General features: G+C 64.2%; 22 protein-coding genes and 1 riboswitch. Of the genes, 12 read left to right on the top strand and 10 right to left on the bottom strand.

What is annotated here, in order from left to right:
• Positions 1–157: 157 nt before the first annotated feature.
• Both ruvA and ruvC read right to left on the bottom strand, forming a co-directional pair.
• Positions 158–826, bottom strand: coding sequence for a Holliday junction branch migration protein RuvA (gene ruvA / locus DL1_RS19130; RefSeq protein ID WP_038069493.1), 669 nt, complete (start codon positions 824–826; stop codon positions 158–160).
• The gene (ruvC, locus tag DL1_RS19125; protein ID WP_038069492.1) at positions 823–1,359 is read right to left on the bottom strand and encodes a crossover junction endodeoxyribonuclease RuvC; all 537 of its coding nucleotides are present in this window, start codon (positions 1,357–1,359) and stop codon (positions 823–825) included. The genes ruvA and ruvC overlap by 4 nt, the downstream gene beginning before the upstream one ends.
• A 217-nt stretch (positions 1,360–1,576) precedes the next feature.
• On the opposite strand from ruvC, the gene DL1_RS19120 reads away from it, so the two are divergent.
• On the top strand, positions 1,577–1,762 hold the full coding sequence (locus tag DL1_RS19120; protein WP_038069491.1) for a DUF1127 domain-containing protein: 186 nt from the start codon (positions 1,577–1,579) through the stop codon (positions 1,760–1,762).
• 83 nt (positions 1,763–1,845) lie between these two features.
• On the opposite strand, the gene DL1_RS19115 is transcribed toward DL1_RS19120, so the two are convergent.
• Positions 1,846–2,898 carry an NAD(P)H-dependent flavin oxidoreductase gene (locus tag DL1_RS19115; RefSeq protein WP_038069490.1) on the bottom strand — a complete coding sequence of 351 codons (1,053 nt, stop codon included), beginning with the start codon at positions 2,896–2,898 and terminating at the stop codon, positions 1,846–1,848.
• A 113-nt stretch (positions 2,899–3,011) separates the two neighbouring features.
• On the opposite strand from DL1_RS19115, the gene DL1_RS19110 reads away from it, so the two are divergent.
• Positions 3,012–3,896 (top strand): LysR family transcriptional regulator, encoded by an 885-nt coding sequence (locus DL1_RS19110; RefSeq protein WP_038069486.1) that lies wholly within the window; start codon positions 3,012–3,014, stop codon positions 3,894–3,896.
• Here the strand turns inward: DL1_RS19110 and DL1_RS19105 are convergent.
• The 4 genes from DL1_RS19105 to DL1_RS19090 form a co-directional block, all read right to left on the bottom strand.
• Positions 3,886–4,233, bottom strand: a complete 348-nt coding sequence (locus tag DL1_RS19105; protein ID WP_038069481.1) for a hypothetical protein — start codon at positions 4,231–4,233, stop codon at positions 3,886–3,888. The genes DL1_RS19110 and DL1_RS19105 overlap by 11 nt on opposite strands.
• Positions 4,234–4,318: 85 nt before the next feature.
• The gene (locus DL1_RS19100) at positions 4,319–5,188 is read right to left on the bottom strand and encodes a 50S ribosomal protein L11 methyltransferase (RefSeq protein WP_038069478.1); all 870 of its coding nucleotides are present in this window, start codon (positions 5,186–5,188) and stop codon (positions 4,319–4,321) included.
• A gap of 118 nt (positions 5,189–5,306) precedes the next feature.
• Entirely contained in the window at positions 5,307–5,951 is a 645-nt protein-coding gene (gene msrA, locus DL1_RS19095) for a peptide-methionine (S)-S-oxide reductase MsrA (RefSeq protein ID WP_038069476.1), read from the bottom strand.
• A 54-nt stretch (positions 5,952–6,005) separates the two neighbouring features.
• On the bottom strand, positions 6,006–7,241 hold the full coding sequence (locus DL1_RS19090; RefSeq protein ID WP_038069470.1) for an MFS transporter: 1,236 nt from the start codon (positions 7,239–7,241) through the stop codon (positions 6,006–6,008).
• Positions 7,242–7,444: 203 nt separating this feature from the next.
• Positions 7,445–7,634: riboswitch (cobalamin riboswitch) on the top strand.
• A 100-nt stretch (positions 7,635–7,734) separates the two neighbouring features.
• Here DL1_RS19090 and DL1_RS19085 point away from each other — a divergent pair.
• From DL1_RS19085 to DL1_RS19075, 3 genes are read left to right on the top strand one after another with little or no spacing between them, the layout of a single operon-like run.
• Positions 7,735–8,745 (top strand): ABC transporter substrate-binding protein, encoded by a 1,011-nt coding sequence (locus DL1_RS19085; protein ID WP_051693697.1) that lies wholly within the window; start codon positions 7,735–7,737, stop codon positions 8,743–8,745.
• A complete protein-coding gene (locus DL1_RS19080; protein WP_038069467.1) occupies positions 8,742–9,800 on the top strand; it encodes a FecCD family ABC transporter permease in 1,059 nt (352 codons plus the stop codon). Before DL1_RS19085 ends, DL1_RS19080 begins: the two co-directional genes overlap by 4 nt.
• Positions 9,797–10,558 (top strand): ABC transporter ATP-binding protein, encoded by a 762-nt coding sequence (locus DL1_RS19075; RefSeq protein WP_038069463.1) that lies wholly within the window; start codon positions 9,797–9,799, stop codon positions 10,556–10,558. Before DL1_RS19080 ends, DL1_RS19075 begins: the two co-directional genes overlap by 4 nt.
• 66 nt (positions 10,559–10,624) lie before the next feature.
• Here the strand turns inward: DL1_RS19075 and DL1_RS19070 are convergent, their stop codons facing one another.
• On the bottom strand, positions 10,625–12,814 hold the full coding sequence (locus DL1_RS19070) for a primosomal protein N' (RefSeq protein ID WP_038069462.1): 2,190 nt from the start codon (positions 12,812–12,814) through the stop codon (positions 10,625–10,627).
• A gap of 146 nt (positions 12,815–12,960) precedes the next feature.
• On the opposite strand from DL1_RS19070, the gene fsa reads away from it, so the two are divergent.
• Positions 12,961–13,614: a fructose-6-phosphate aldolase gene (gene fsa / locus DL1_RS19065; protein WP_038069460.1), complete on the top strand. Its 654-nt coding sequence runs from the start codon at positions 12,961–12,963 to the stop codon at positions 13,612–13,614.
• Positions 13,615–13,717: 103 nt separating this feature from the next.
• On the opposite strand, the gene DL1_RS19060 is transcribed toward fsa, so the two are convergent.
• A complete protein-coding gene (locus DL1_RS19060) occupies positions 13,718–14,266 on the bottom strand; it encodes a hypothetical protein (protein WP_038069458.1) in 549 nt (182 codons plus the stop codon).
• A gap of 314 nt (positions 14,267–14,580) precedes the next feature.
• On the opposite strand from DL1_RS19060, the gene DL1_RS19050 reads away from it, so the two are divergent.
• The 4 genes from DL1_RS19050 to DL1_RS19035 all read left to right on the top strand — a co-directional run bounded on the left by DL1_RS19050 (position 14,581) and on the right by DL1_RS19035 (position 17,554).
• Entirely contained in the window at positions 14,581–15,285 is a 705-nt protein-coding gene (locus DL1_RS19050) for a DUF484 family protein (protein WP_038069445.1), read from the top strand.
• Entirely contained in the window at positions 15,285–16,199 is a 915-nt protein-coding gene (locus tag DL1_RS19045) for a tyrosine recombinase XerC (RefSeq protein ID WP_038069443.1), read from the top strand. The genes DL1_RS19050 and DL1_RS19045 overlap by 1 nt, the downstream gene beginning before the upstream one ends.
• Positions 16,200–16,324: 125 nt before the next feature.
• On the top strand, positions 16,325–17,017 hold the full coding sequence (locus DL1_RS19040; protein ID WP_038069440.1) for a CDP-alcohol phosphatidyltransferase family protein: 693 nt from the start codon (positions 16,325–16,327) through the stop codon (positions 17,015–17,017).
• A gap of 54 nt (positions 17,018–17,071) precedes the next feature.
• Entirely contained in the window at positions 17,072–17,554 is a 483-nt protein-coding gene (locus DL1_RS19035) for a hypothetical protein (RefSeq protein ID WP_051693696.1), read from the top strand.
• Positions 17,555–17,620: 66 nt separating this feature from the next.
• Here DL1_RS19035 and ileS read toward each other — a convergent pair whose 3' ends face one another.
• Positions 17,621–20,605 (bottom strand): isoleucine--tRNA ligase, encoded by a 2,985-nt coding sequence (ileS, locus tag DL1_RS19030; protein WP_038069438.1) that lies wholly within the window; start codon positions 20,603–20,605, stop codon positions 17,621–17,623.
• Positions 20,606–20,865: 260 nt separating this feature from the next.
• Here ileS and DL1_RS19025 point away from each other — a divergent pair, with 260 nt between their 5' ends.
• Together DL1_RS19025 and ybgC are read left to right on the top strand one after the other, a co-directional pair.
• Complete coding sequence (locus DL1_RS19025; RefSeq protein WP_074854766.1) at positions 20,866–21,594, top strand: hypothetical protein; 729 nt, start codon at positions 20,866–20,868, stop codon at positions 21,592–21,594.
• Positions 21,584–21,949, top strand: a 366-nt coding sequence (gene ybgC, locus DL1_RS19020) for a tol-pal system-associated acyl-CoA thioesterase (protein ID WP_038069437.1), incomplete at its 3' end; no start/stop codon positions are given. The genes DL1_RS19025 and ybgC, both read left to right, overlap by 11 nt.

Below are 21,949 nucleotides of genomic sequence, written 5' to 3'. Positions count from 1 at the left end.
CGGCCAGCCGCTCGGGCCGCAGGGTGGGGTCAGGATCACTCATGGTCATTCACTGTCGTGCCTTTGACGGGCGGGGGCAATGGGGGCTCTGCCCCCGACTGTCAAAACGGGGCGTTTTGACAGCCTCCCCCGGGATATTTGGATCAAGAGGAAGAGATCAATCCTTGGGGGCGAGGAGGCGCAGCGCGGTGCGGATCAGCTTGGCGGTGTCGACGGCTTCGGGGTCGTCGCTGGCCTGTGCGACGGCGGCGGCGGCGTCGGACGGGCCATAGCCAAGATTGGTGAGCGCCGAGATCGCCTCGGCGGTGAAATTGGTGCGCGGCGTGGCGGCGGGGGCGGGTTTGCGCGCAGGCTTCGCGGGCGCGTCCGTCTCGATCACCTCTGATGTGGTGTCGACGGTCAGATCGGCGCTCATCGACATCACGCCGGGGGCTTTTTCCTTCAGTTCAAGCACCACGCGCTGCGCAAGTTTCGGGCCGACGCCCGGTGCGGTCTTGACCGCCGCCCAGTCGCCCAGAGCGATGGCGCGGCCCAGCCCCTCGGCGCCCAATGTGCCAAGGATCGCGAGCGAGGCCTTGGCCCCGATGCCCTGCACCGAGGTCAGCAATTTGTGCCATTCCTTTTCCAGCAGCGAGGGGAAGCCAAAGAGTTGCAGCAGGTCTTCGCGCACCAGCAGATCGGTATAAAGCGCGCAGGCCTCGCCCACGGGGGGCAGCGACTGCGCGGTGCGCGTGCTGACATGGATGATATAGCCCACGCCGCGCACATCGATCATGACGTGATCCATCGCGCGGTGGATGATGGTGCCTGCGATGCGACCGATCATGCGCGCCTCCGCTTTTGGGTGTGAGAGAGTGCTGTGCGCGAGAGCTGAGCGGCCCCGAGCCGCGCTGCGGATTGCAGATGGAAGGCATGGCAGATCGCGATGGCCAGCGCATCGGCGGAATCGGCGCTGTCGAACGTGACGCCCGGCAATTGGTGGCGCACCATATGCTGGACCTGCACCTTGTCGGCATGGCCCACGCCCACCACCGTTTTCTTGACGGCATTGGGGGCGTATTCCCCGACCTCGAGCCCCGCCTGCGCGGGCACCAGAAGGGCGATGCCGCGGGCCTGACCCAGCTTGAGCGTGGCCACGGCATCCTTGTTGACGAAGGTCTGCTCGACGGCGGCGGCCTCGGGGGCGTGCTGGACGATCACCGCTGTGAGGCCCTGATGCAGCTCCAAAAGGCGCTTGGCCAGATCCGTGCCGGCTGAATGCAGCGTGCCATTGGCAAGATGGCGCAGCCGCGATCCCTCCATCTCGATCACGCCCCAGCCAAGATTGCGCAACCCCGGATCGATCCCGATCACTCGCATAGCGCTCTGCCCCCGTTTGTTATCCTTTTCGGTCAATTAGCACGAAAAGGGAACATCGCCTAGCCCTGACCGGCCTTGCATACCATCCGGGGCATGCGAAAACTGCATGGCGGGGCTGTCGGAACGTACGTTGTTTTTGCACATTGCCGGATTTATCTACGGATCACGAAACGAAATGCCGCAATCTTGAGCAAGATGTGAACCCTAGGAGCCTCCCATGTCGATCATGGAAATGAACACCCGCAGCGCCCGCGTCCGTCAGCCCAGCCTGATCCTGTCGCTGATCAACGGCCTGCTGGAATGGAATGACCGTCGCGTCACCCGCAACGAGCTGTCCAAACTGTCCGACCAAGCACTTGATGATATCGGCCTGACCCGTTTTGACGTCACGCGCATGCGCTGAAGCGTCACGACACTGCACTTCGCAAGGGCTGCCCATCGGGCAGCTTTTTGCATTTTTGGGCCTTGGATGGCTGTGCCCTGCGTTCAGACGCGCGTCTCTTGCAGCTCTTGCGCCAGCGTGGCCATCAGGCGACTGGCCGGCATTGCGCGGGCCAACGGCGCGCCCTGACCGGCCCAATAGGCGCCAAACCCGTATTCCCCCTGCGCCTTGGCTGCCGCATGCAGCGCCTTTCCCGCATCATAAGCGATCGGATAGGCGGGCGGGCAGAGGTCGGGCGCTGTCTGCTCAAGCTGCGTGAAGCGGCTGGCCAGCGCACGGGCGGGACGCCCCGAGATCACAGAGGTCAGCCGGGTCGCCTGCGCGCCCGGTCCGTGTAGCGCACGGCGATAGGCGGCGTCGGCTGCGGATTCCGGGCAATCCAGAAACGCCGTGCCAAGCTGGGCTGCCACCGCGCCAAGGCGCAGTGCTGCGGCGATACCCGCCCCGTCCATGATACCGCCCGCTGCGATGACGGGGAGGTTGGTCTCACGCACCAGCAGGCGGGTCAGCGCGAGCGTGCCAAGCTGCGGGTCCTCTGCGTCGGGGTCGAAAATGCCGCGATGGCCACCTGCCTCGATCCCTTGCGCGACAATGCCGTCGATGCCCGATTGCGCGATCAGTTGCGCCTCGTGCAGATTGGTGGCCGTCGCAAGCAGCGTGATGCCCGCGGCGTGCAGGGCTTCGATGGCGGCGCGCCCGGGCAACCCGAAATGAAAGCTGACAACGGCGGGGCGTGTCTCGATCAACAGATCCATTAGGGCGGGCGCGTCATTGAAGCTCTCATAGATCCGGCGCAGAGATGCGGGCGGCTCGGCGCCGAATTCCGCGAAAAGCGGCGCCAATGCGTCAAGCCATGCACGTTCGCGCTGGGGGTCGCGATGCGGTGTGGCATGCGCAAAGACATTGACGTTGAAGGGGCGCGCAGTCGCAACCCGCGTCTCGGCGATCATCTGGCGCGCACCCGCCACATCCGTGGCACCGATGCCGATTGCCCCCAAGCCTCCGGCATTCGAGACCGCCGCTGCGAGCGCAGGCGTCGATACCCCCGCCATCGGTGCCTGAAAGATCGGGTGGATCAGTCCCAGTTGGCGCAGCATCTCAGCTCCTTTCGCGGAGGGTCAAAGGATTCGTTCTTTCAATGAAAACCATATTTGACATTGGTTCTCGTTTAAAGAATTTATTGATAACCAATTCTGATGCGGAGATTGGCATGGACCTTGTCACCCTGACCGTCTTTCGGGCCGTTGCGCATGCGCAGGGCGTCACGCGTGCAGCCGACGCGTTGGGGCGGGCGCCCTCCAATGTCACGACCCGCATTCAGCAGCTTGAGGCCGAATTGGGCACGCAGCTCTTTCATCGGCAGCACAAGCGGATGCTGTTGAGCCAAGAGGGGCGGCTGTTTCTCGATTATGCCGAGCGCATCCTGAACCTTGCCGATGAGGCGCGGCAGCGTCTTGATCCGACGCAGCCCAGCGGCACGTTGCGGATCGGCGCGATGGAGAGCACGATCGCCAGCCGTCTGAGTGGCCCGCTGGCGCAGTTCAGCCGCGACTGGCCCGATGTGACGCTGGAGCTGACCTCGGCCCCCAGCCGCGCCTTGCTCGACGCGCTCGCAGCGTATCGGATCGATTGCGCGTTCGCGGCCTTCGCCTCGGATGCGGCGCTGGCGGAAACGGAGTTCGACGCGGTGCCGGTTTATCGCGAGGCGCTGGTGTTGCTTGTCCCGCCGGGCCATCCGCCAGCTGCGACGTTAGATGACCTGCAGCTCTACACGCTTGCCGCCTTTGCGCCGGGCTGCACCTATCGCGAGATTGCGCAGGATCGGCTGGCCGCCGCGGCCCGCGCGCAGGGGCGTGTCCTCAAGCTGCAAGAGGTGCCCTCCTATCACGCCATGTACGGTTGTACGGCGGCGGGGGCCTGTCTCAGCGTGATGCCGCGCAGCGTGGCCGATCTGGTGCGCCATCAGGGGGCAGTGCAGGAGGTGGCGCTGGGCGAGGTCGTGACCTATCTGCTGCGGCGCCCGGGGGGCAGAACGCCCGCCCTTGAGGCATTTCGCCAATGCCTTCGGCCAGAGGCTGGCGCCTTCAGTGTATAATGGAGCCGATGACACCTGCGAGATAGCGGGTCGGAGCGTCGGCATGAAGAACCCAGCCGCCCAGTTGCTGCGCAAGATTGCCCTGCGCCATCAGATCGACACGGGCCGCGTACTCGGTCGCTCCGATCTGCGCCAGAATTGCCGCCTTGAGCAGGAAGGCGCCCACTAGAAAGAGCGCGATCCCGCGCAAGGGCAGGCCGCGTCGCGCTTTCGGGCGCATCGAGTCGAAATAGCTGCGCCCAAGTGCGCCACTTGCCTCGAAAGCGCCGCCCGCCTCGTGAATCCGGTCGATGCGACTCAACCGCTTCTCGAAATCAGTGATCTCTGTTTTCGCCATGTTGATCTCACAGGTTGTCTGCACACAAATCCTTAGATTGAGTTTAGACCAACTGCCGTGGACTCCAGAGCGCTAATGTGGCGGATTAGCTGCGGCTCATCACCAATGTCGTCCACTCGCCGAACTCTTTGCGCGCTTTGGAAACAAAGCCCTGCGCCTTATAGGCGGCGATCACGTCTTCGGCCTGCTCATTGAGCAATCCGCTCAGGATCACGACACCCGATTCGCTGCAATTTTTCGCCATATCGGGGGCCAGTGCGATCAGCGGTGCCTTAAGGATATTGGCGAAAATCAGATCAAACGGGGCTGCCGCTTCAAGGGCGGGATGGTGAAATCCCGCCGCCTCGACGCAGCTCACGCGCCCGGCCAGATCGTTGAGCGCGACATTGGCATTGGCGGTCTCAACCGCGACAGGATCGATGTCCGAGGCCAGCACGGGTTCGGGCCACAGCTTGGCTGCGGCCATCGCGAGCACGGCGGTGCCGCATCCGATATCGACGCTATTGTGGAAGTGATAGCCCTCGCTGGCCAGCGCATCGAGCGCGCTGAGACAGCCCGAGGTCGTGCCGTGATGACCCGTGCCAAACGCCATCGCCGCGTCGATCCGCAACGCCACAGCATCTTCGGGGATCTTGTCGGCATCGTGGCTGCCATAAAGGAAGAACCGACCCGCGCGCACGGGGGCCAGCTCGCGCCGGACATGGGCGACCCAGTCGGTCTCGGGGATCTCAGAGATGACGAAGGGCTGCGCGCCATGCGCCACGGCCAGCAGCGTCAGAACCACGTCATCGGGCTCTTCAAGGAAATAGCCCGAGACTTCGTAGCGGCCTGAACCATCCTCGATCTCGAAGACACCGGTGCCATAGGGCGCGGGCTCGAGATCCTCAAGCCGCTCCTCCAGTGCCTCGGCGGCATCGCGATCGGCCAGCGTGGTAAATGCGGTGAAGGTGGTCATGGCGGCTCCTTGCTCGGACGTTGCTCGGGCTTAGGCCGCAGCGCGCGAGCCGTCAAGCAGGCGTCGACCGGGGGCAGACAGCCCCCAGCCGTGCTGCGCTTTGGTTGCGGGCCGTTCGTTACGCCTGAAGCCCGATCGGGCAGCTCACACCCGTCCCGCCGATCCCGCAATAGCCATCCGGGTTCTTGGCGAGGTATTGCTGGTGATAGTCCTCGGCATAGTAGAAGGGCGGGGCGTCGAGGATCTCGGTGGTGATCTGGCCATAGCCTGCCGCGGCCAGCTGCGCGCCATAAGCCGTGCGAGAAGCCTCGGCGGCGGCCTTTTGCTCGGGCGAGAAGGTGTAGATCCCCGAGCGGTACTGCGTGCCGCGATCATTGCCCTGACGCATGCCCTGCGTCGGATCGTGGCCTTCCCAGAACACCTGCAACAGCTGCTCATAGCTGATCTTGGCCGGATCGAAGATGACGCGGACCACCTCGTTATGGCCGGTCATGCCCGAGCAGACCTCGCGATAGGTCGGGTTGGGCGTCGGCCCTCCGGCATAGCCGACCATGGTCAGCCAGACGCCGTCGGTGTTCCAAAAGATCCGCTCGACACCCCAAAAACAGCCCATGCCGAAAATCGCCTCTTCCATGCCCGCAGGCACGTCCGAGCGCAGATCGAGCCCGCTCAGGAAATGCGGCTCTGCCAGCGGCATGGCCTCGGGGCGGCCCGGCAGGGCCTCGGATTTCGACGGGATCTTGGCGGGTTTTCCAAACAGCATGATATGTCTCCCTTTGTCCCTCCTTAGATAGGCAGCGGGAGGGGAATTTCCAGATCAGGCAGGCAGCGGCCCCAGCCCTTGCAACACGGTCTCATAGCCTTTCGAGGGGTGACGCGGCACCAGCAGCGCCAGCCCCAGCGAGACCAGCGCCATCATGGCGGCCAGCCCGAACACGGTGCCCGGCGAGATCATCCACAGATAGCCCAGTGTCACCGGCAGAAAGACCGCCGCGATATGGTTGATCGTGAAGGAGACGGCGGCGGTGGGCGCGATGTCTCCGGGATCGCAGATCTTCTGAAAATAGGTCTTTTGCGCGAAGGCCAGCGCGAACAGAAGATGATCGACCACGTAAAGCGCGCAGGCCAGCCACAGCCCCCAGCCGAACCAATAGATCCCGCCATAGGCCACGAATAACGCCGTAAGCCCGCAATATTCGCAGATCAGCGCCCGGCGTTCGCCAAACCGCGCCACAAGACGCCCCATCGCCGGCGCCGCCGCGATATTGATCGCGAAATTGACCATGAACAGCAAGGTGATCTCATCAACGCGCAGGCCAAACCGCTCGACCATCATGAAGGCGGCAAAGACCACGAAAATCTGCCGCCGCGCACCTGCCATGAAGGTGATCGCGTAATAGAGCCAATAGCGCCGCCGCAGCACGAATTTCTTCGATTGCGGCTCGCGGGTGCGAAACTGCGGATAGAGCAGGGCGGCAGCCAGCATGATCGCCACCGTCGTCAGGCCCGCCGCCGCGTAGACGAACTCATAGCTGAGCGCGAAGGTCTTCCAGGTCAGCACCAGCAGCCCATAGGCCAGCAGCGAGGCCGCAGAACCAATCGCCACGATCCGCGCGAGCGTTTGGGGCGCTTTCGCCTTATCGATCCATTGCAGCTGCAGCGACTGGTTCACCGCCTGAAAATAGTGAAACCCGATGGAGGATAGCAGCGTGACGATGATCAGGCCGCCAAAGCTCGGAAACAGCGCCGTGACGGCGGTGGCCGCGCCCAAAAGCAGCAATGACACAATCGCCAGAACCTGCTCGCGCATCACCCATAAGACCACGATCACACCGATGGCCAGAAACCCCGGCACCTCGCGAAAGCTCTGCAGCCAGCCGATATCGATCCCGTCGAAATGCACGACATCGATGACGAAGTTGTTGAGCAGCGCCGACCATGTCGCAAAGGAGATCGGCATGGCGGTCGCCATCACATAAAGCAACATCTCCGGCCTGCGCCAGCGCGGCAGGGTATGGGCCTCGTCCAGAGAGATTTCGCGTATTCCAAACATGCGCTCCTTAGACGCTGGAATGCGCCGCCTTGCAAGATAGCAATAGGTGCAGAGAGACGGGTAAATCTGTGCATCTTTGCGGGGGACAAGCGGGCGCTGAGGCAACGGAGAGCTGCGGGCAAGACCGCGGATGGCCGCGCGTTGCAAGCGGCGTTGGCGCGCGCATCCGGGATCTTGCCCGCTTGCCGGATGCCGGGAACTGTGCCAGTGATTGTGCCGTCGGTTTCCTTCGGGAATTGAAAGGGAATCCGTTCCGGCCTCGGTCGGCAAACGGAACTGCCCCCGCAACTGTAGGCGGTGAGTGCCTCTCGATGAGCCACTGGGACCATCCCGGGAAGGCGAGAGGTGCCGCGACCCGTCAGTCAGGAGACCTGCCGACGAGAGAAACCACGACCGGACGGGGTGTTCTGGGGCGGGAAACCAAGCTGGCCGCCCGGTCGCATTCCGTTTCGCGTCTCAATCCCTGAGGGTCCAATCTGACGGGACGGATCGGATGAGACAGATATTTATCGCGGCCACACTGCTGGCCGGAACCGCGTTGCCACTGCATGCGCAGGACACGCATTACCCCCTGACATTGACGAATTGCGGCTACGAGATTTCCTTCGATGCCGCACCGGACAGTGCCGTGACCATCGGCCAGTCCGCGACAGAGATCCTTTATTCTCTCGGTCTCGCGCCGAAAGTCTCGGGCACCTCGGTCTGGTTCAACCCGGTCCTGCCCGAATTTGCCGAGGTCAACGCGGGCATTGAGCGCTTGGCCGATAACGACCCGAGTTTCGAAAGCGTCGTCGCGAAAAAGCCCGGGCTCGTCGCCGTTCAATACGAATGGCATGTGGGGCCCGATGGCAGCGTCGGCACGCGCGAGATGTTCCACGACATCGGCATTCCGACCTATATCCTGCCCGCCGATTGCGACACCAAAGACAACTCGACCGGCGGCGACGGCACGCGCACCGGCGCCTTCGAGACGGCCTCGGTCTATAAGGGCATCCGCGAGCTGGCCGAGATCTTCGACGTGCAGGCGCAGGGCGCGGCCCTTGTCTCAGACCTTCAGGCCACGGAAGCCCGGGCCATTGCGCGTGCCAAGGCGCTCGATCTGCCAAAGGATCTCTCTGCGGTGTTCTGGTTCTCCTCCCCCGAGCTGCAGACCGATCCCTATGTCGCCGGGCGGCTCGGCGCGCCGGGCTACATGATGTCGAAACTGGGCATCGAGAATGTCATCAAATCCGACGAAGAATGGCCGACGGTCGGCTGGGAGAGCATTGCGCGCGCCGATCCGGACGTGATCGTCATCGCCTATATGGATCGTCGCCGCTATCCCGCAGACGATGTTGACAAGAAACTGGAATTTCTGCGCAGCGACCCCGTGGCAAGCCAGATGACCGCCGTGCGGGAGGGGCGGATCGTGCAGATGGACGCCCATGCCATGAGCGCGACGATGCGCTCGATCTACGGGCTGGAGACGCTTTCCGACGCCCTATCCAAAATGTCCTTCCAATGACCGTGGCACTCGCCTCCGGGCGTGTTGCCGTGGGGCGCGGGCTTTGGCTTGCGCCTCTCCTGCTGGGGGCAACGATCCTTGCGGGCACGGCCATCGGAGAGACTCGATTGCCCTTCACGGTGGTGCTGCGAACGCTTGCGAACCACCTCTGGGGCGCAGGCTATCCCGTGGACGGGATCGAGGCCGGGATCATCTGGAGCTACCGCCTGCCGCGGGCCATTGTCGCGGCCTGCTGCGGGGCGGGGCTCGCTTTGACCGGCGTCGTCCTTCAGGCGCTCCTGCGCAACCCGCTGGCCGATCCCTATCTCATGGGGCTTTCGGCGGGTGCCTCGACGGGCGCGGTCCTTGTGGCGGTGGCGGGCATCGGCGGCGGGGTGGTCTCGATGTCGCTTGGCGCGCTCTGCGGGGCGCTGCTTGCCTTTGGTTGCGTCGTCCTTCTGGCCCATGCGGTCAGCGGAGGCACAGGCGGTGGCCGCGCGACCCAAGCGGCGGCCGCGATCATTCTCGCCGGGATCGCAGGCTCGCAGATGTTCAACGCCCTGACCGCCTTCACCATCGCTCGCTCGGCCAATGCAGAGCAGGCGCGGGGCATCATGTTCTGGCTCATGGGAAATCTCTCGGGCATCCGCTGGGAGGATGTCGGCGCGTGCCTGCTCGTGTCCCTCGCGGGCATTGCGCTGTGTCTTTGGCATCGGCGCGGGCTTGATGCGTTCACCTTCGGGGCGGATGGCGCGGCGGCGCTCGGGATCAATGTCCCGGCCCTGCGTGGCAGCCTCATCACCGCCACCGCGATCATGGTCGGCGTCCTCGTCTCGAAGGTGGGCGCGATCGGGTTTGTGGGCCTCGTCGTGCCCCATGCCATGCGCTTTCTCGTGGGGACGCGCCACGATCGGCTGGTGCCGGCCTCGGCGCTGGCGGGGGCGGTGTTCCTCGTCGCCGCCGATGTGATCAGCCGCATCCTCGTGCCGGGACAGGTCCTGCCCATCGGGGTGGTGACGGCGCTTGTCGGTGCGCCCGCCTTCGCGCTGATCCTTATACGGGGGGCGCGGCGATGAAGATCGAGGTCCGGATGCTTTCCGCGCGGGTCCACCGCACGCCGCTCCTCAAGGACATCTCGGCCTGCGTCGAGAGCGGCGAGTTCTTCGGTCTCATCGGCCCCAACGGGTCGGGCAAATCCACATTGATGCGCTGCCTTGCGGGGCTGCAGCGGCCCGTATCGGGCCGCATTCTCGCGGATGGCGCAGATCTGAGCACCATGCCCGCCCGCAGCCGCGCCCGGCGCATTGCCTTCGTGGAGCAACAGGCCGACACGACGGACCGCCTGAGCGTCCGGGATGCGGTCGCGCTTGGGCGCACGCCCTATCTCTCCCCGCTGCGGGGCTGGGGCGCTGACGATGATGCCGCCGTCACGGGCGCTTTGCGGGCCGTCGAGATGACGGCCTTCGCAGATCGCCTCTGGCATACGCTCTCAGGCGGCGAGCGCCAGCGCGTTCATATCGCTCGCGCCCTTGCGCAGGATCCCGATCTGCTGCTGCTCGACGAGCCCACCAACCATCTCGATATCCGACATCAGCTCTCGCTCTTGGCGCTCGTCCGGGCACTGCCCATCACCCGCGTCGTCGCCCTGCATGACCTCAATCAGGCCGCAGCCTGCGACCGGATCGGGGTGGTCTTGGGCGGGCGGCTGGTCGCCACGGGCTGCCCCCACGAGGTGCTGACCGAGACCCTGCTGGCCGATGTGTTCGGCGTGGCGGCCCTGCGCCATCCCGCCCCGGACGGATCGCCGCAGCTGCACTTCTCCCATGCCCTCTAGCGGATTTCTTCTGCGTGGTCTCGTCGGCGTCCCGCGCTGATCCGTGCGGAGGATCATCGGCTGAAGCTACATGAAGCTTTGCGGGTCGATATCGACGGCCAGACGGGCCGTGCGGGGCAGTCGGATGCCCTTGAGCCACGCCTTGATCGCCGATTGCAGCGGCGCGCCTTTCTCGGCCTTGATCAGCAGCCGCACCCGGTGGCGCCCACGCACGCGGGCCACGGGGGCAGGGGCCGGGCCGAAGACCTGCGCCCCGATCCGCCGCAGCGGCCCGTCATTGCGCGCCAGATGGCTGCCCAGATCGAAGAGCGGTTGGAGCTCTTCGCCCGTCAGGATGATCCCGGCCATCCGGCCATAGGGCGGCACGCCCTGCGCCTGTCGTTGGGCGGCTTCCTGCGCCCAGAAGGCCTCTTCGTCGCCGCCCAGGATCGCGCGGATCACCGGGTGCTCGGGCTGGAAGGTCTGGAGCAGCGCGATGCCCTTATCCTCGGCGCGGCCCGCACGCCCCGCGACCTGCCGCATCAGCTGAAAGGTCTTTTCCGCCGCCCGCAGATCCGAACCCTGCAGGCCCAGATCGGCATCGATCACGCCCACAAGCGTCAGCTTGGGGAAATTGTGCCCCTTGGCCACGATCTGTGTGCCGATGATGATATCGGCCCCGCCCTGTGCGATCTCGACAATGCTCTCCTTGAGCGCGCGGGCCGAGCCGAAGAGATCCGAGCTGAGCACCGCCAGCCGCGCCTCGGGAAAGCGCCGCGTGACCTCTTCGGCCAGCCGCTCGACACCGGGGCCGACAGGGGCCAGCTTGCCGCTCACCCCGCAGCTCGGGCAGGTCTCGGGGATGGGCTTGGTCTCGCCGCATTGATGACAGACAAGCCGCTTGAGAAACCGGTGTTCGACCATGCGCGCATCGCAGTGATCGCAGGCGATCTGATGCCCGCAGGCCCGGCAGATCGTGACCGGCGCATAGCCGCGCCGGTTGAGAAACAGCATCGATTGCTGGCCCTCGGCGATGCGCTTGGTGACCTCGGCCACAAGGCTCGGACCGATCCAACTCCCGGCCTCCAGCGCCTCGTCGCGCATGTCGATCGTGCCCATATCGGGCATCTCCGCCGTGCCGAAACGCGCGCCCAGATCGAGGCGCTGATATTTGCCCGCCTGCGCATTGGCCCAGCTTTCCAGCGAGGGTGTGGCCGAGGCCAGAACCACCTGCGAGCCCGCCTGAGCCGCGCGCAGCACCGCCATGTCGCGCGCGTTATACAGCACGCCTTCTTCTTGCTTATACGAGCTGTCATGCTCTTCATCGACCACGATCAGCCCAAGGTCGCGGAACGGCAGGAACAGCGCTGAGCGCGCGCCGACCACAAGCTGCACCGCGCCCGACCCGCAGGCCTTCCACAGTCGGCGGCGCTCGGATTGGGTGACACCGGAATGCCATTCGCCGGGTTGTGCGCCAAACCGCGCCTCGACGCGGGCGAGAAACTCAGAACTCAGCGCGATCTCAGGCAGCAGCACCAGCGCCTGCCGCCCCTGCGCGAGGCACTGCGCCACCGCCTCAAGATAAACCTCGGTCTTGCCCGAGCCGGTCACGCCTTTCAGAAGCGTCGTCGAATAGCCGCCCGCACTGGCGCGCAGGGCCTGCGCCGCTTGCGCCTGCGCCTCAGACAGAGCCTTGCCGGGACGGTTGGGATCGAGCCGCGCAAAGGGCAGATCGCGCGGCACTTCGGTCTCGATCACCGCGCCGGATTTGACCAGCCCCTTCACCACCTGCGTGGTGACCCCCGCAAGCTGCGCCAGCTCACCCAGATGATAGCCCGCCCCGCCATGCGCCTCGAGCACTTCGAGCACGCGCGCCCGCGCATCGGTCATCCGCGCGGGCTCGTGATCGCCCAGCCGGTAGATCTTGCGCATCCCCGGCGGATCGCCCAAGCCCGGCGCGCGCGTGGCCAAGCGCAAGACCTGCGGCAGCGGCGTCATCGTGTAGTCGGCCATCTTTACCAGAAAATCCCGCAGCTCTGTGCGCATCGGGGCGACATCGAAGACCCGGTTCGCCGCGCGCAGCTTGGCCATGTCGAAATCGCCATCGCCCGGCCCCCAGACGACGCCGAGCACCCGGCGCGGCCCAAGGGGCACCTCGACAAAGGCCCCCTCCCAGCAGCCCCCCTCGGGCGCGCGATAATCGAGCGGCTTGCCGATTGGCTCTGCGGTCAGAACCGACAGGCGCGCGCCTTCCTCAAACCAGCTGGGCTCAGACATCGCAGCCCCCCGTCTGGCGACCCAGACGCGCCCGCCGCCCCCATGCGTTTTGCCACGCGAAAGCGCACGCAGCCCGGGTTTTCGACCCTTTCAACGCGACCCGTTTTGCGCTAACAAACGCACAACCGCCGCCAAGGAGACATGGGATGAAATTCTTCGTCGATACCGCTGATACTGCCGCGATCAAGGAGCTCAACGATCTGGGCATGGTCGATGGCGTCACCACCAACCCCTCGCTGATCCTGAAATCGGGCCGCGACATTCTCGAAGTGACCAAGGAAATCTGTGACATGGTCGCAGGCCCGGTCTCGGCCGAGGTCGTCGCCACCGAGGCGAAACAGATGATCGAAGAAGGTAACAAGCTCGCCAAGATCGCCCCCAATATCACGATCAAAGTCCCGCTGACCTGGGACGGGCTGACCGCCTGCAAGGCTTTCGCATCCGAAGGCCATATGGTCAATGTCACGCTGTGCTTCTCGGCCGCTCAGGCGCTGATCGCCGCGAAGGCCGGTGCCACGTTCATCTCGCCCTTCATCGGGCGTCTGGACGATATCAACCTCGACGGCATGCAGCTGATCGAGGATATCCGCACGATCTACGACAATTACGACTACAAGACCGAGATCCTTGCCGCATCGATCCGCTCGGTCAACCACATCACCGATGCCGCACGCATCGGCGCCGACGTGATCACCGCACCGCCGAACGTGATCAAGGCAATGGCCAACCACCCGCTGACCGACAAGGGTCTGGCACAGTTCCTCAAGGACTGGGACGCCACGGGCCAGAAAATCGTCTGAGATTTACCGTACGAGATATAACAAAGGCCCGTCATTTTGGCGGGCCTTTTGTTTTTGGGGGGTGGTTTATCGGGAGTAAGGGCGGCTATGCGGGACGGAGCGGTCATTCAGCTGTGCCTGATCTGCCTGCCCACAGACCCTCTCGCCACTCTATCAGTACCGATGTCAGGTTAGATAGTGCGAGGTCTTTCCCTGGCGACATTAAGGCAAGAGCGTTGGCACAAGGGTAATCGTTAAGATCCCCCACGCTTTCGAGATGTTGTATTGTCCATTTGGAGGAACCCTGCTCGCTGGGCTCTTCGCCCTTCCGTTCGCGCTCATCCCAATCGGAGCTATGTTTCCAGTAATTTGCGATAGCGTTGATAGCAGCGACGGTAGAGATGCTTTTGTTAAACATCGGTGGTTTATCGTAGGCATCCTCCTTAGAGACTCCAAAGTCTACCCTTGTCGAATTGATGTAGCGCTGTACCGCAACGAACCCGCTTCCAATCAGGAACTCTCCCAGGTCCAACAGTCCATCGCTTTCAGGATCTTGAGATTGCTTGATTGCAGCGTTCACTTGAGACAACTCCATATCAAGCAAAGCCAAAATCTTCTTTAAGAGCCCCAACTCGTAGTCCACTGCGGTTCCACCCACGCGTAAAATGGCCATGGTTTGTCCTTTTGAATGTGTGCAGAAAAGCTAGCACGCCTTCGCATCTACTGTCTGCAAACGCCTCCACGCCGACCTCCAGCGCAGGCTCCACCGAACTCCGCAACGCGCCCTAGATGCCCTTTGCCAGAGCGCCAAGCCCGCCCCGCCCCGCGCCACGCCCAAAGATCCGGCGACAGCCGTAACCCGCCGTGGTCCCATCGCCCACCAACAGCTCTTTTCTCGCGCCGGCCCGTTTTTGCCTCTGCAAATCGGCCCGGGTCGTGTAAGCTCGCGACAAAAGAACGGCAAATCGACCGAGCAGTGAGAACGGCATGACCAATACGGCCCTCGTGGAGCAACTCCGCGACAAGATCATTTCTGATCCCGACGTGATTCTCGAAGATCGCGATCTGATGCGCGCGCTGGTGGCGGCCAATGAAGCGGCGATGGGCGGCAATATCGTCGATCTGCGCGGCGTCGCGATGGCGCGGCTTGAGGCGCGGCTGGACCGGCTGGAGGACACCCATCGCTCGGTGATCGCGGCCGCCTATGAGAACCTCGCCGGGACCAATCAGATCCACCGCGCCGTTCTGCGGATGCTCGAGCCGGTCGATTTTCCGGGCTTCGTCACCAATCTCAGCGCCGATGTGGCCGAGATCCTGCGCGTCGATTCAATCCGGCTGGTGCTTGAGAGCACGCAGACCGAGAATGACCCGGCCCTGAGCACGCTGGGCAATGTGCTTTGCGTGGCCGAGCCGGGCTTTGTCCATGAATATATGCGGGCCGGACGGGGTGGGACGCCGCGCAGTGTCGTGCTGCGCCAGACCGTGCCGGGCTCTGAGGCGATCTATGCCGATGCCGCCAACTGGATCCGCTCCGAGGCGCTGATGCGGCTCGATCTGGGCGAGGGGCGGCTGCCGGGGATGCTGGTGATGGGGGCCGAGGACCCGCATCAGTTCAAGCCCTCGCAGGGCACGGACCTGCTGGCCTTCTTCTCGGGCGTGTTCGAGCGCGCGATGCGGCGCTGGCTCGCCTGATGCTGGCGCCCGGTCTCGGGGCGGCGCTGGCGCAATGGCTGTCGCATCTTCGCGCGCTGGGCGGGGCCTCGGAAAACACGGTCGAGGCCTACCGCGCCGATGTCGCGGGGTTTCTGGGCTTTTTGCAAAACCATCACGGTGAGGGCTTCGGCACGGCGCGGCTGGCGACGCTCGGGCCGACCGATATGCGGGCCTGGATGGCGCATGAGCGGGGGCGTGGCCTGTCGGCGCGCTCGATGGCCCGCGCGCTGTCCTCGGTGAAAAGCTTTATCCGCTGGATGGCCGATCGCGACGGGTTTGACGCAAGCCACGTTCTGCTGGCGCGTGCGCCGAAATATCAGCGCAAGCTGCCCCGTCCGCTCTCCGAGAGCGGGGCCACGGACATGATCGCGCAGGTCGAGACGCAGGCGATGGAGCCGTGGATCGCGGCGCGCGATGCCGCTGTTCTGACGCTGCTCTATGGCTGCGGGCTGCGGATCTCGGAGGCGCTGGGGCTCACCGGCGCCGCTCACCCGATGCCCGAGGTGCTGCGCATTCGCGGCAAGGGCGACAAGGAGCGGCTGGTGCCCGTGCTGCCCGCCGCGCGCGAGGCGGTGGCCGAGTATCTGCGGCTGTGCCCCTATCCCGCCGAGCCCGGCCAGCCGCTGTTTCGCGGCAAGCGCGGCGGCCCGCTCAACCCGCGGCTCGTGTCGGGGGCGATGGCGCGTGCGCGCATGGCGCTGGGGCTGCCTGCGACTGCGACCCCGCATGCGATGCGCCACAGTTTCGCGACGCATCTTCTCGCCGCAGGCGGGGATCTGCGCACGATTCAGGAATTGCTCGGCCATGCCAGTCTGGCCACGACGCAGATCTACACGGCCGTCGATTCCGCGCGGCTGATGGAGATCTACGACAAGGCCCATCCGCGCAGCTAGGCGCGCGCAGATAAGCATCGCTTTGTTCAGGAGCCCAAAAATAAGCGCAGCTTATTCTGGCGGCTCTGCGCGCAACCCCGCGCTGGCTGCTTGCCCCTGCGTTCAGAATACGGCATCACGGAGAGATGGATATACGCATCAAAGCCATTCTCGTTCATCTGCTCACCGCGACCGGCGCCGTCTTGTCGATGCTCGCGCTATTGGCGGCGGCAGATCAGAAATGGAGCCTGATGTTTCTCTGGCTCGTCGTGGCCTTCGCGGTGGACGGGATCGATGGCCCGCTTGCGCGGCGCTTCGATGTGAAGACCAATGCGCCGGTCTATGACGGCGTCTTGATGGATCTGATCATCGACTATCTGACCTATGTGTTCATTCCGGCCTTCGCGCTGTTCAAATCCGGGCTGTTGCCGGATTGGACTGGGTGGTTTGCGATTATCGCGATCACCTATGCGAGCGTTGTGTATTTCTCGGACACGCGGATGAAGACCAAGGACAATTCCTTCCAGGGCTTCCCGGGCTGCTGGAACATGCTGGTGCTGGTGCTGTTCGCGCTCAAGCCGGGCTATTGGACGATCCTGATCATGGTGCTGGCGTTGGCGGTCGCGATGTTCTTGCCGCTCAAATTTATCCATCCGGTGCGCACAAAGCGCTGGCGGAAGCTGTCTTTGCCTATTGCGTTGCTTTGGACCTTCTTTGCGGGCTGGTCGGCTTGGGGCAATTTCGATCCGTCAAGCTGGGCGCATTGGGGGCTGGTCGTGACCTCGCTCTACCTGCTTTTGGTCGGGATTGTTCAACAGATCGTGCCGGAGCGGACCTGAGGCGGCTCTTGCGCGTTGGGTCCGACCTGACGACTGACAAGACAGGAGACCGCGATGCGCGTAGCCCCCCTCATCCTCGCACTGAGCCTTTCTGCGACGGGCGCGATGGCCGCGCCGCCTGCCTATCTCGACAATCGCTCGACCCCGACGGATGTGGTCTCATCGCTCTATAATGCGCTGGAATTGCACCAATATGCCCGCGCGTGGAGCTATTTCTCCGAGAGCTATCAGAAGGGTCAATACGACGATTTCGTCCATGGCTACGCGTCCACAAGCGATGTCCACGTGCAGATCGGCAAGGTCCAAAGCGAAGGGGCTGCCGGGAGTATCTATACGACGGTGCCGGTGACGGTGGATTCGACCCTCGACAACGGCAAGACGCAGCATTTCGCGGGTTGCTATCTCGTGCGTCAGGTCCAGCCCGGCATTCAGGAGCCGCCCTTCCAGCCGATCCATATTGAGAACGGGCATCTTGTGAAGCGGGCGCATGCAGGCGACATGCCGAGCTGCTCGGACGACGCCAAGCCCAGCTTCTGATCTCATGCGGATCTGATCTGGAGGCGCGTGACCGAATCGCCCCGCAGGGCGATCCGGTTTTGTTTCTTATCCCAGCGCGTCGTTGCAGCGCTTGCAGGTCGCGGGATGCTTATGCGAGCCGACATCGGGCAGGATCTTCCAGCAGCGCTGGCATTTCTCCCCCTCGGCGCGTTCGAACACCACCGCGATGCCCGGTTGCTCGGGGAGGCGGAACGCCTCATTCGGGGCCGGGTCGGTGGTCACCGAGATTGACGAGACGATGCATTGATCGGCAAAGGCCACCGAGCGCATCGCATGGGCCAGATCCTCATCCTCGACATGCACGATCGGCGCGGCTTCCAGCGAGGCGCCGATTTCCTTGGCGCTGCGCTGCACTTCGAGGGCTGCGGTGACGACACGGCGACCGCGGCGGATCCCTTCCCATTTCTCGGCCATCGCGGTGTTGTGCCAATCCGCGGGCGTCTCGGGCATGTCTTGCAGATGCACCGAGCTGTCCTCGCCGGGGTAGCGTGCCAGCCACACATCTTCCATCGTGAAGACGAGGATCGGGGCGAACCACGTCGTCAGGCGGTGGAAGATCAGATCGAGCACCGTGCGCGCCGCACGCCTGCGCGTCGAGGTGACCGGATCACAATAAAGCGCGTCCTTGCGGATGTCGAAATAGAAGGCCGACAGTTCCACCGTGCAGAAGGTGAAGAGTGTCTGGAAAACGCCCTGGAAGTCGTATTGCGCATAGCCCTCGCGCACCTCGACATCCAGCTCGGACAGGCGATGCAGGATCCAGCGCTCCAGCTCGGGCATGTCACGGGGCGCGACCTGCTCTTGCGGGTCGTAATCATGCAGGTTGCCCAGCATGAAGCGCAGCGTGTTGCGCAGGCGACGATAGCTGTCGGCCACGCCTTTCAGGATCTCGGACCCGATCCGCTGGTCGGCGGTGTAATCGGTCTGGGCCACCCAGAGCCGGAGGATATCAGCGCCATATTGCTTGACGATTTCCTCGGGCACGATGGTGTTGCCCAGCGATTTGGACATCTTCATGCCCTTCTCGTCGAGCGTGAACCCATGCGTGACCACGTTGCGATAGGGCGCGCGGCCCTTGGTGGTGCAGGCCTGAAGCAGCGACGACTGGAACCAGCCGCGATGCTGATCGGTGCCTTCCATATAGACATCCGCGATGCCGTCCTCGGTGCCATCGGCGCGGTCGCGCAGCACGAAAGCGTGGGTCGAGCCGCTGTCAAACCACACATCGAGCACGTCAAAGACCTGCGTGTACGCATCGGGGTTCACCAGCCCGTCCAGCACCTTTTCCTTGAAGCCCGTCTGATACCAGACATCGGCGCCCGAGGTCTCGAAGGCGGCGGTGATGCGCGCGTTCACCTCGGCATTGCGCAGCAGGAAATCCGGGTCGGTGGGCTTGGCGCCGGTTTTCACGAAACAGGTCAGCGGCACGCCCCAAGCCCGCTGGCGCGAAAGCACCCAGTCCGGGCGTCCCTCGATCATCGAATGCAGGCGGTTGCGGCCCTTCTCGGGCGTGAACTTGACCAGCTTTTCGATCGAGCTGAGCGCGCGGGCGCGGATCGTGTCGCCATAGCTGTCCATCCCGTCCTCGATCGGTTTGTCGATCGCGGCGAACCATTGCGCGGTGTTGCGATAGATCAGCGGCGCCTTGGAGCGCCAGCTATGCGGGTAGGAGTGCTTGAGCTTGCCCTTCGCCAGCAGCGCGCCTGCCCAGGCTAGCTGCTTGATGTTGGAGACATTGGCCGGGCCGTCCTTGCCGTCCTGCGCGATGATTGCCTCGCCGCCAAAGATCGGCAGATCCTTGCGGTAGCTGCCATCGGGCTCGACGTTATAGGTCATCTGCAGGCCAAATTTGAGGCCCAACTGGTAGTCGTCATCGCCGTGGCTGGGGGCCGTATGCACAAAGCCCGTGCCCGCCTCATCGGTGACGTGATCGCCCGGCAGCATCGGGACGTCGTAATCCCACTCGCCCTGCGCGCCCTCAATGCCCGCATAGGGGTGGGCCAGCGTCAGCCCCTCAAGCTCCCAAGACGAGACATCGCGCAGGCGGGAATGCTCTGCGACCTTCGCCTGATCCATCACGGCCTCGGCCAGCGCATCCGCCAGCAGCAGTGTCTCGCCCTCGGTCGCAGTCGAGCCCTCGGCCAGCGCATCGACGCGGTAAAGCCCGTAAGAGATCTTCGGGTTGAACGACACGGCGCGGTTTTGCGGGATCGTCCAAGGCGTCGTCGTCCAGATCACGACCGTCGCATCATGGAGCTGATCGGCCAGAAGCGCCTGATCGGCATCGTCATATTCCGCCGCGTCTTCGGTCGGCATCTCGGCATTGCCGCCGCGCCGAACCTTGAAGCGCACCCAGATCGTGTGGCTGGTGTGATCGTGATACTCGACCTCGGCCTCGGCCAGCGCGGTTTTCTCGACCGGCGACCACATCACGGGTTTGGAGCCCTGATAGAGCGTGCCGTTCATCAGGAATTTCATGAATTCCTCGGCGATCACGGCCTCGGCGTGGAAATTCATCGTCAGATAGGGATCGTCCCAATTGCCGGTGATGCCCAGACGCTTGAACTCCTCGCGCTGGATATCGACCCAGCCTTCGGCGAATTTGCGGCATTCCTGACGGAAATCGACGATATCGACGGCGTCCTTGTCGAGACCTTTCTTGCGATACTGTTCCTCGATCTTCCACTCGATCGGCAGGCCGTGGCAATCCCAGCCCGGCACGTAGCGCGCATCGCGCCCCATCATCTGATGCGAGCGCACGATCATGTCCTTGATGGTCTTGTTCAGCGCGTGACCGATATGCAGATGGCCATTGGCATAGGGAGGGCCGTCATGCAGCGTGAAGGGCGAGCGCGATCCGGTCGCGGCTTTCTCGCGCAGGCGGTCGTAGATCCCGATCTTTTCCCAGCGCTCCAGCCATTCGGGTTCACGGGCGGGCAGGCCCGCGCGCATCGGGAAATCGGTCTGCGGCAGGAAGACGGTGCCGCGATAATCGGGGGCGGTCGTCGTGGAAGTCTTGTCGGAACTCATGGAATGTCGTCCTTGGGAGAAGGGGTGGCGCGCTCTCGCCCGCGCCTGTGGCTGGGCCGTCGAAACCCGGTCACCCTGAGATCTCAGAGTGCCGGGCCAATAATTCGAGATATGCGCGCCAGCCAGAACATGGCGCCCTTATAGGCGGGCGAAAACAGGGCGGCAAGCATTGAAGGCGGCAGGGCGGGCCATCGCCGCGCCCCCCTTTTCGCCCGCGCCGTGATCCCCTAGGTTGAGGGCGAACCGGGCGAGGAGCAGGCATGAGCGATCAGGCGCAGATTTCGGACAAGGATGTGCAGGCGTTGTTTACCCGCGCCTCGGGGGATTACCTCTTTGCGCGCTGGGGGCGGCCGATTGTGCCGGTGGTCTTCGGGGTCGAGGCGGGCACGCTGGCCACGGTCAAGGGCGCGGTCGAGGCGGTCGCGGCGCTCTCGGGGCATAAGATGGCCGAGACCGACCCGGAGCTGGGCGCGAACCTGATGATCTTTTTCTTCCGCGACTGGCAGGAATTGCTGGAGGTGCCCAATCTCGATCACCTCGTCGAAGGGCTGCATGATCTGGTGATGCGGCTCGACGGTCAGGACGCCACGCAATACCGGGTGTTCCGCTTTGACGCAGATGGGGCGATCCGGGCCTGTTTTGCCTTTGTCCGTATGTCGGCGGCCCTTGATGAGGTGCCCGCCGAGGTGATCGCGCTGCAGCAGGCGGTGCAGTCCATCGTGCTGTGGTCCGACACCGCCTTCACCGAGCGCTCACCGCTGGCCAATGTGCAGGGCGTCACGGTTCTGCGCCCCGATATCGCAGCGGTGATTGCCGCAGGCTACGACCCGACATTGCCTGCGGTCGCGCGTGATCCGGCCCATGCGCTGCGGCTGGCCGCGCGGGCCAATCTGCGCCAGCAAGAGGCCGAGCGCGCCGTGCAGGCCCTGAGCCGCGAGGTTGGCGAGGCCGGCCACGAAGACGAGGAGGCGGGCCCTGATGGCGCATGACTGGCCGATCCGGGTCTATTACGAGGATACTGATCTCGCGGGGATCGTTTATTACGCCAACTATCTGAAATTCATCGAGCGCGGGCGCTCGGAATGGATCCGCAGCCTCGGGATCGATCAGGTGGCGCTCAAGGAGGCGGCGGGGATCGTCTTTGCCGTGCGCCGGGTCGAGGCCGAGTATCTGCGTCCGGCGCGATTCGACGATGAGCTGGTCGTCCGCACAAGCCTTGAGGCGCTGAGCGGCGCGCGTATTGTAATGGAGCAGAGGGTTTTGCGCGGTGCGGAGGAGCTGTTCACGGCGCGGGTCACGATCGTTTGTCTGGGCGAAGCCGGTGCGCCTCAGCGGCTTCCCGCC

It is taken from the genome of Thioclava dalianensis (assembly GCF_000715505.1).
GTDB lineage: Bacteria > Pseudomonadota > Alphaproteobacteria > Rhodobacterales > Rhodobacteraceae > Thioclava > Thioclava dalianensis.
Note: the sequence above shows the minus strand (reverse complement) of the source record. Positions and strands in the feature narration are given on the sequence as shown.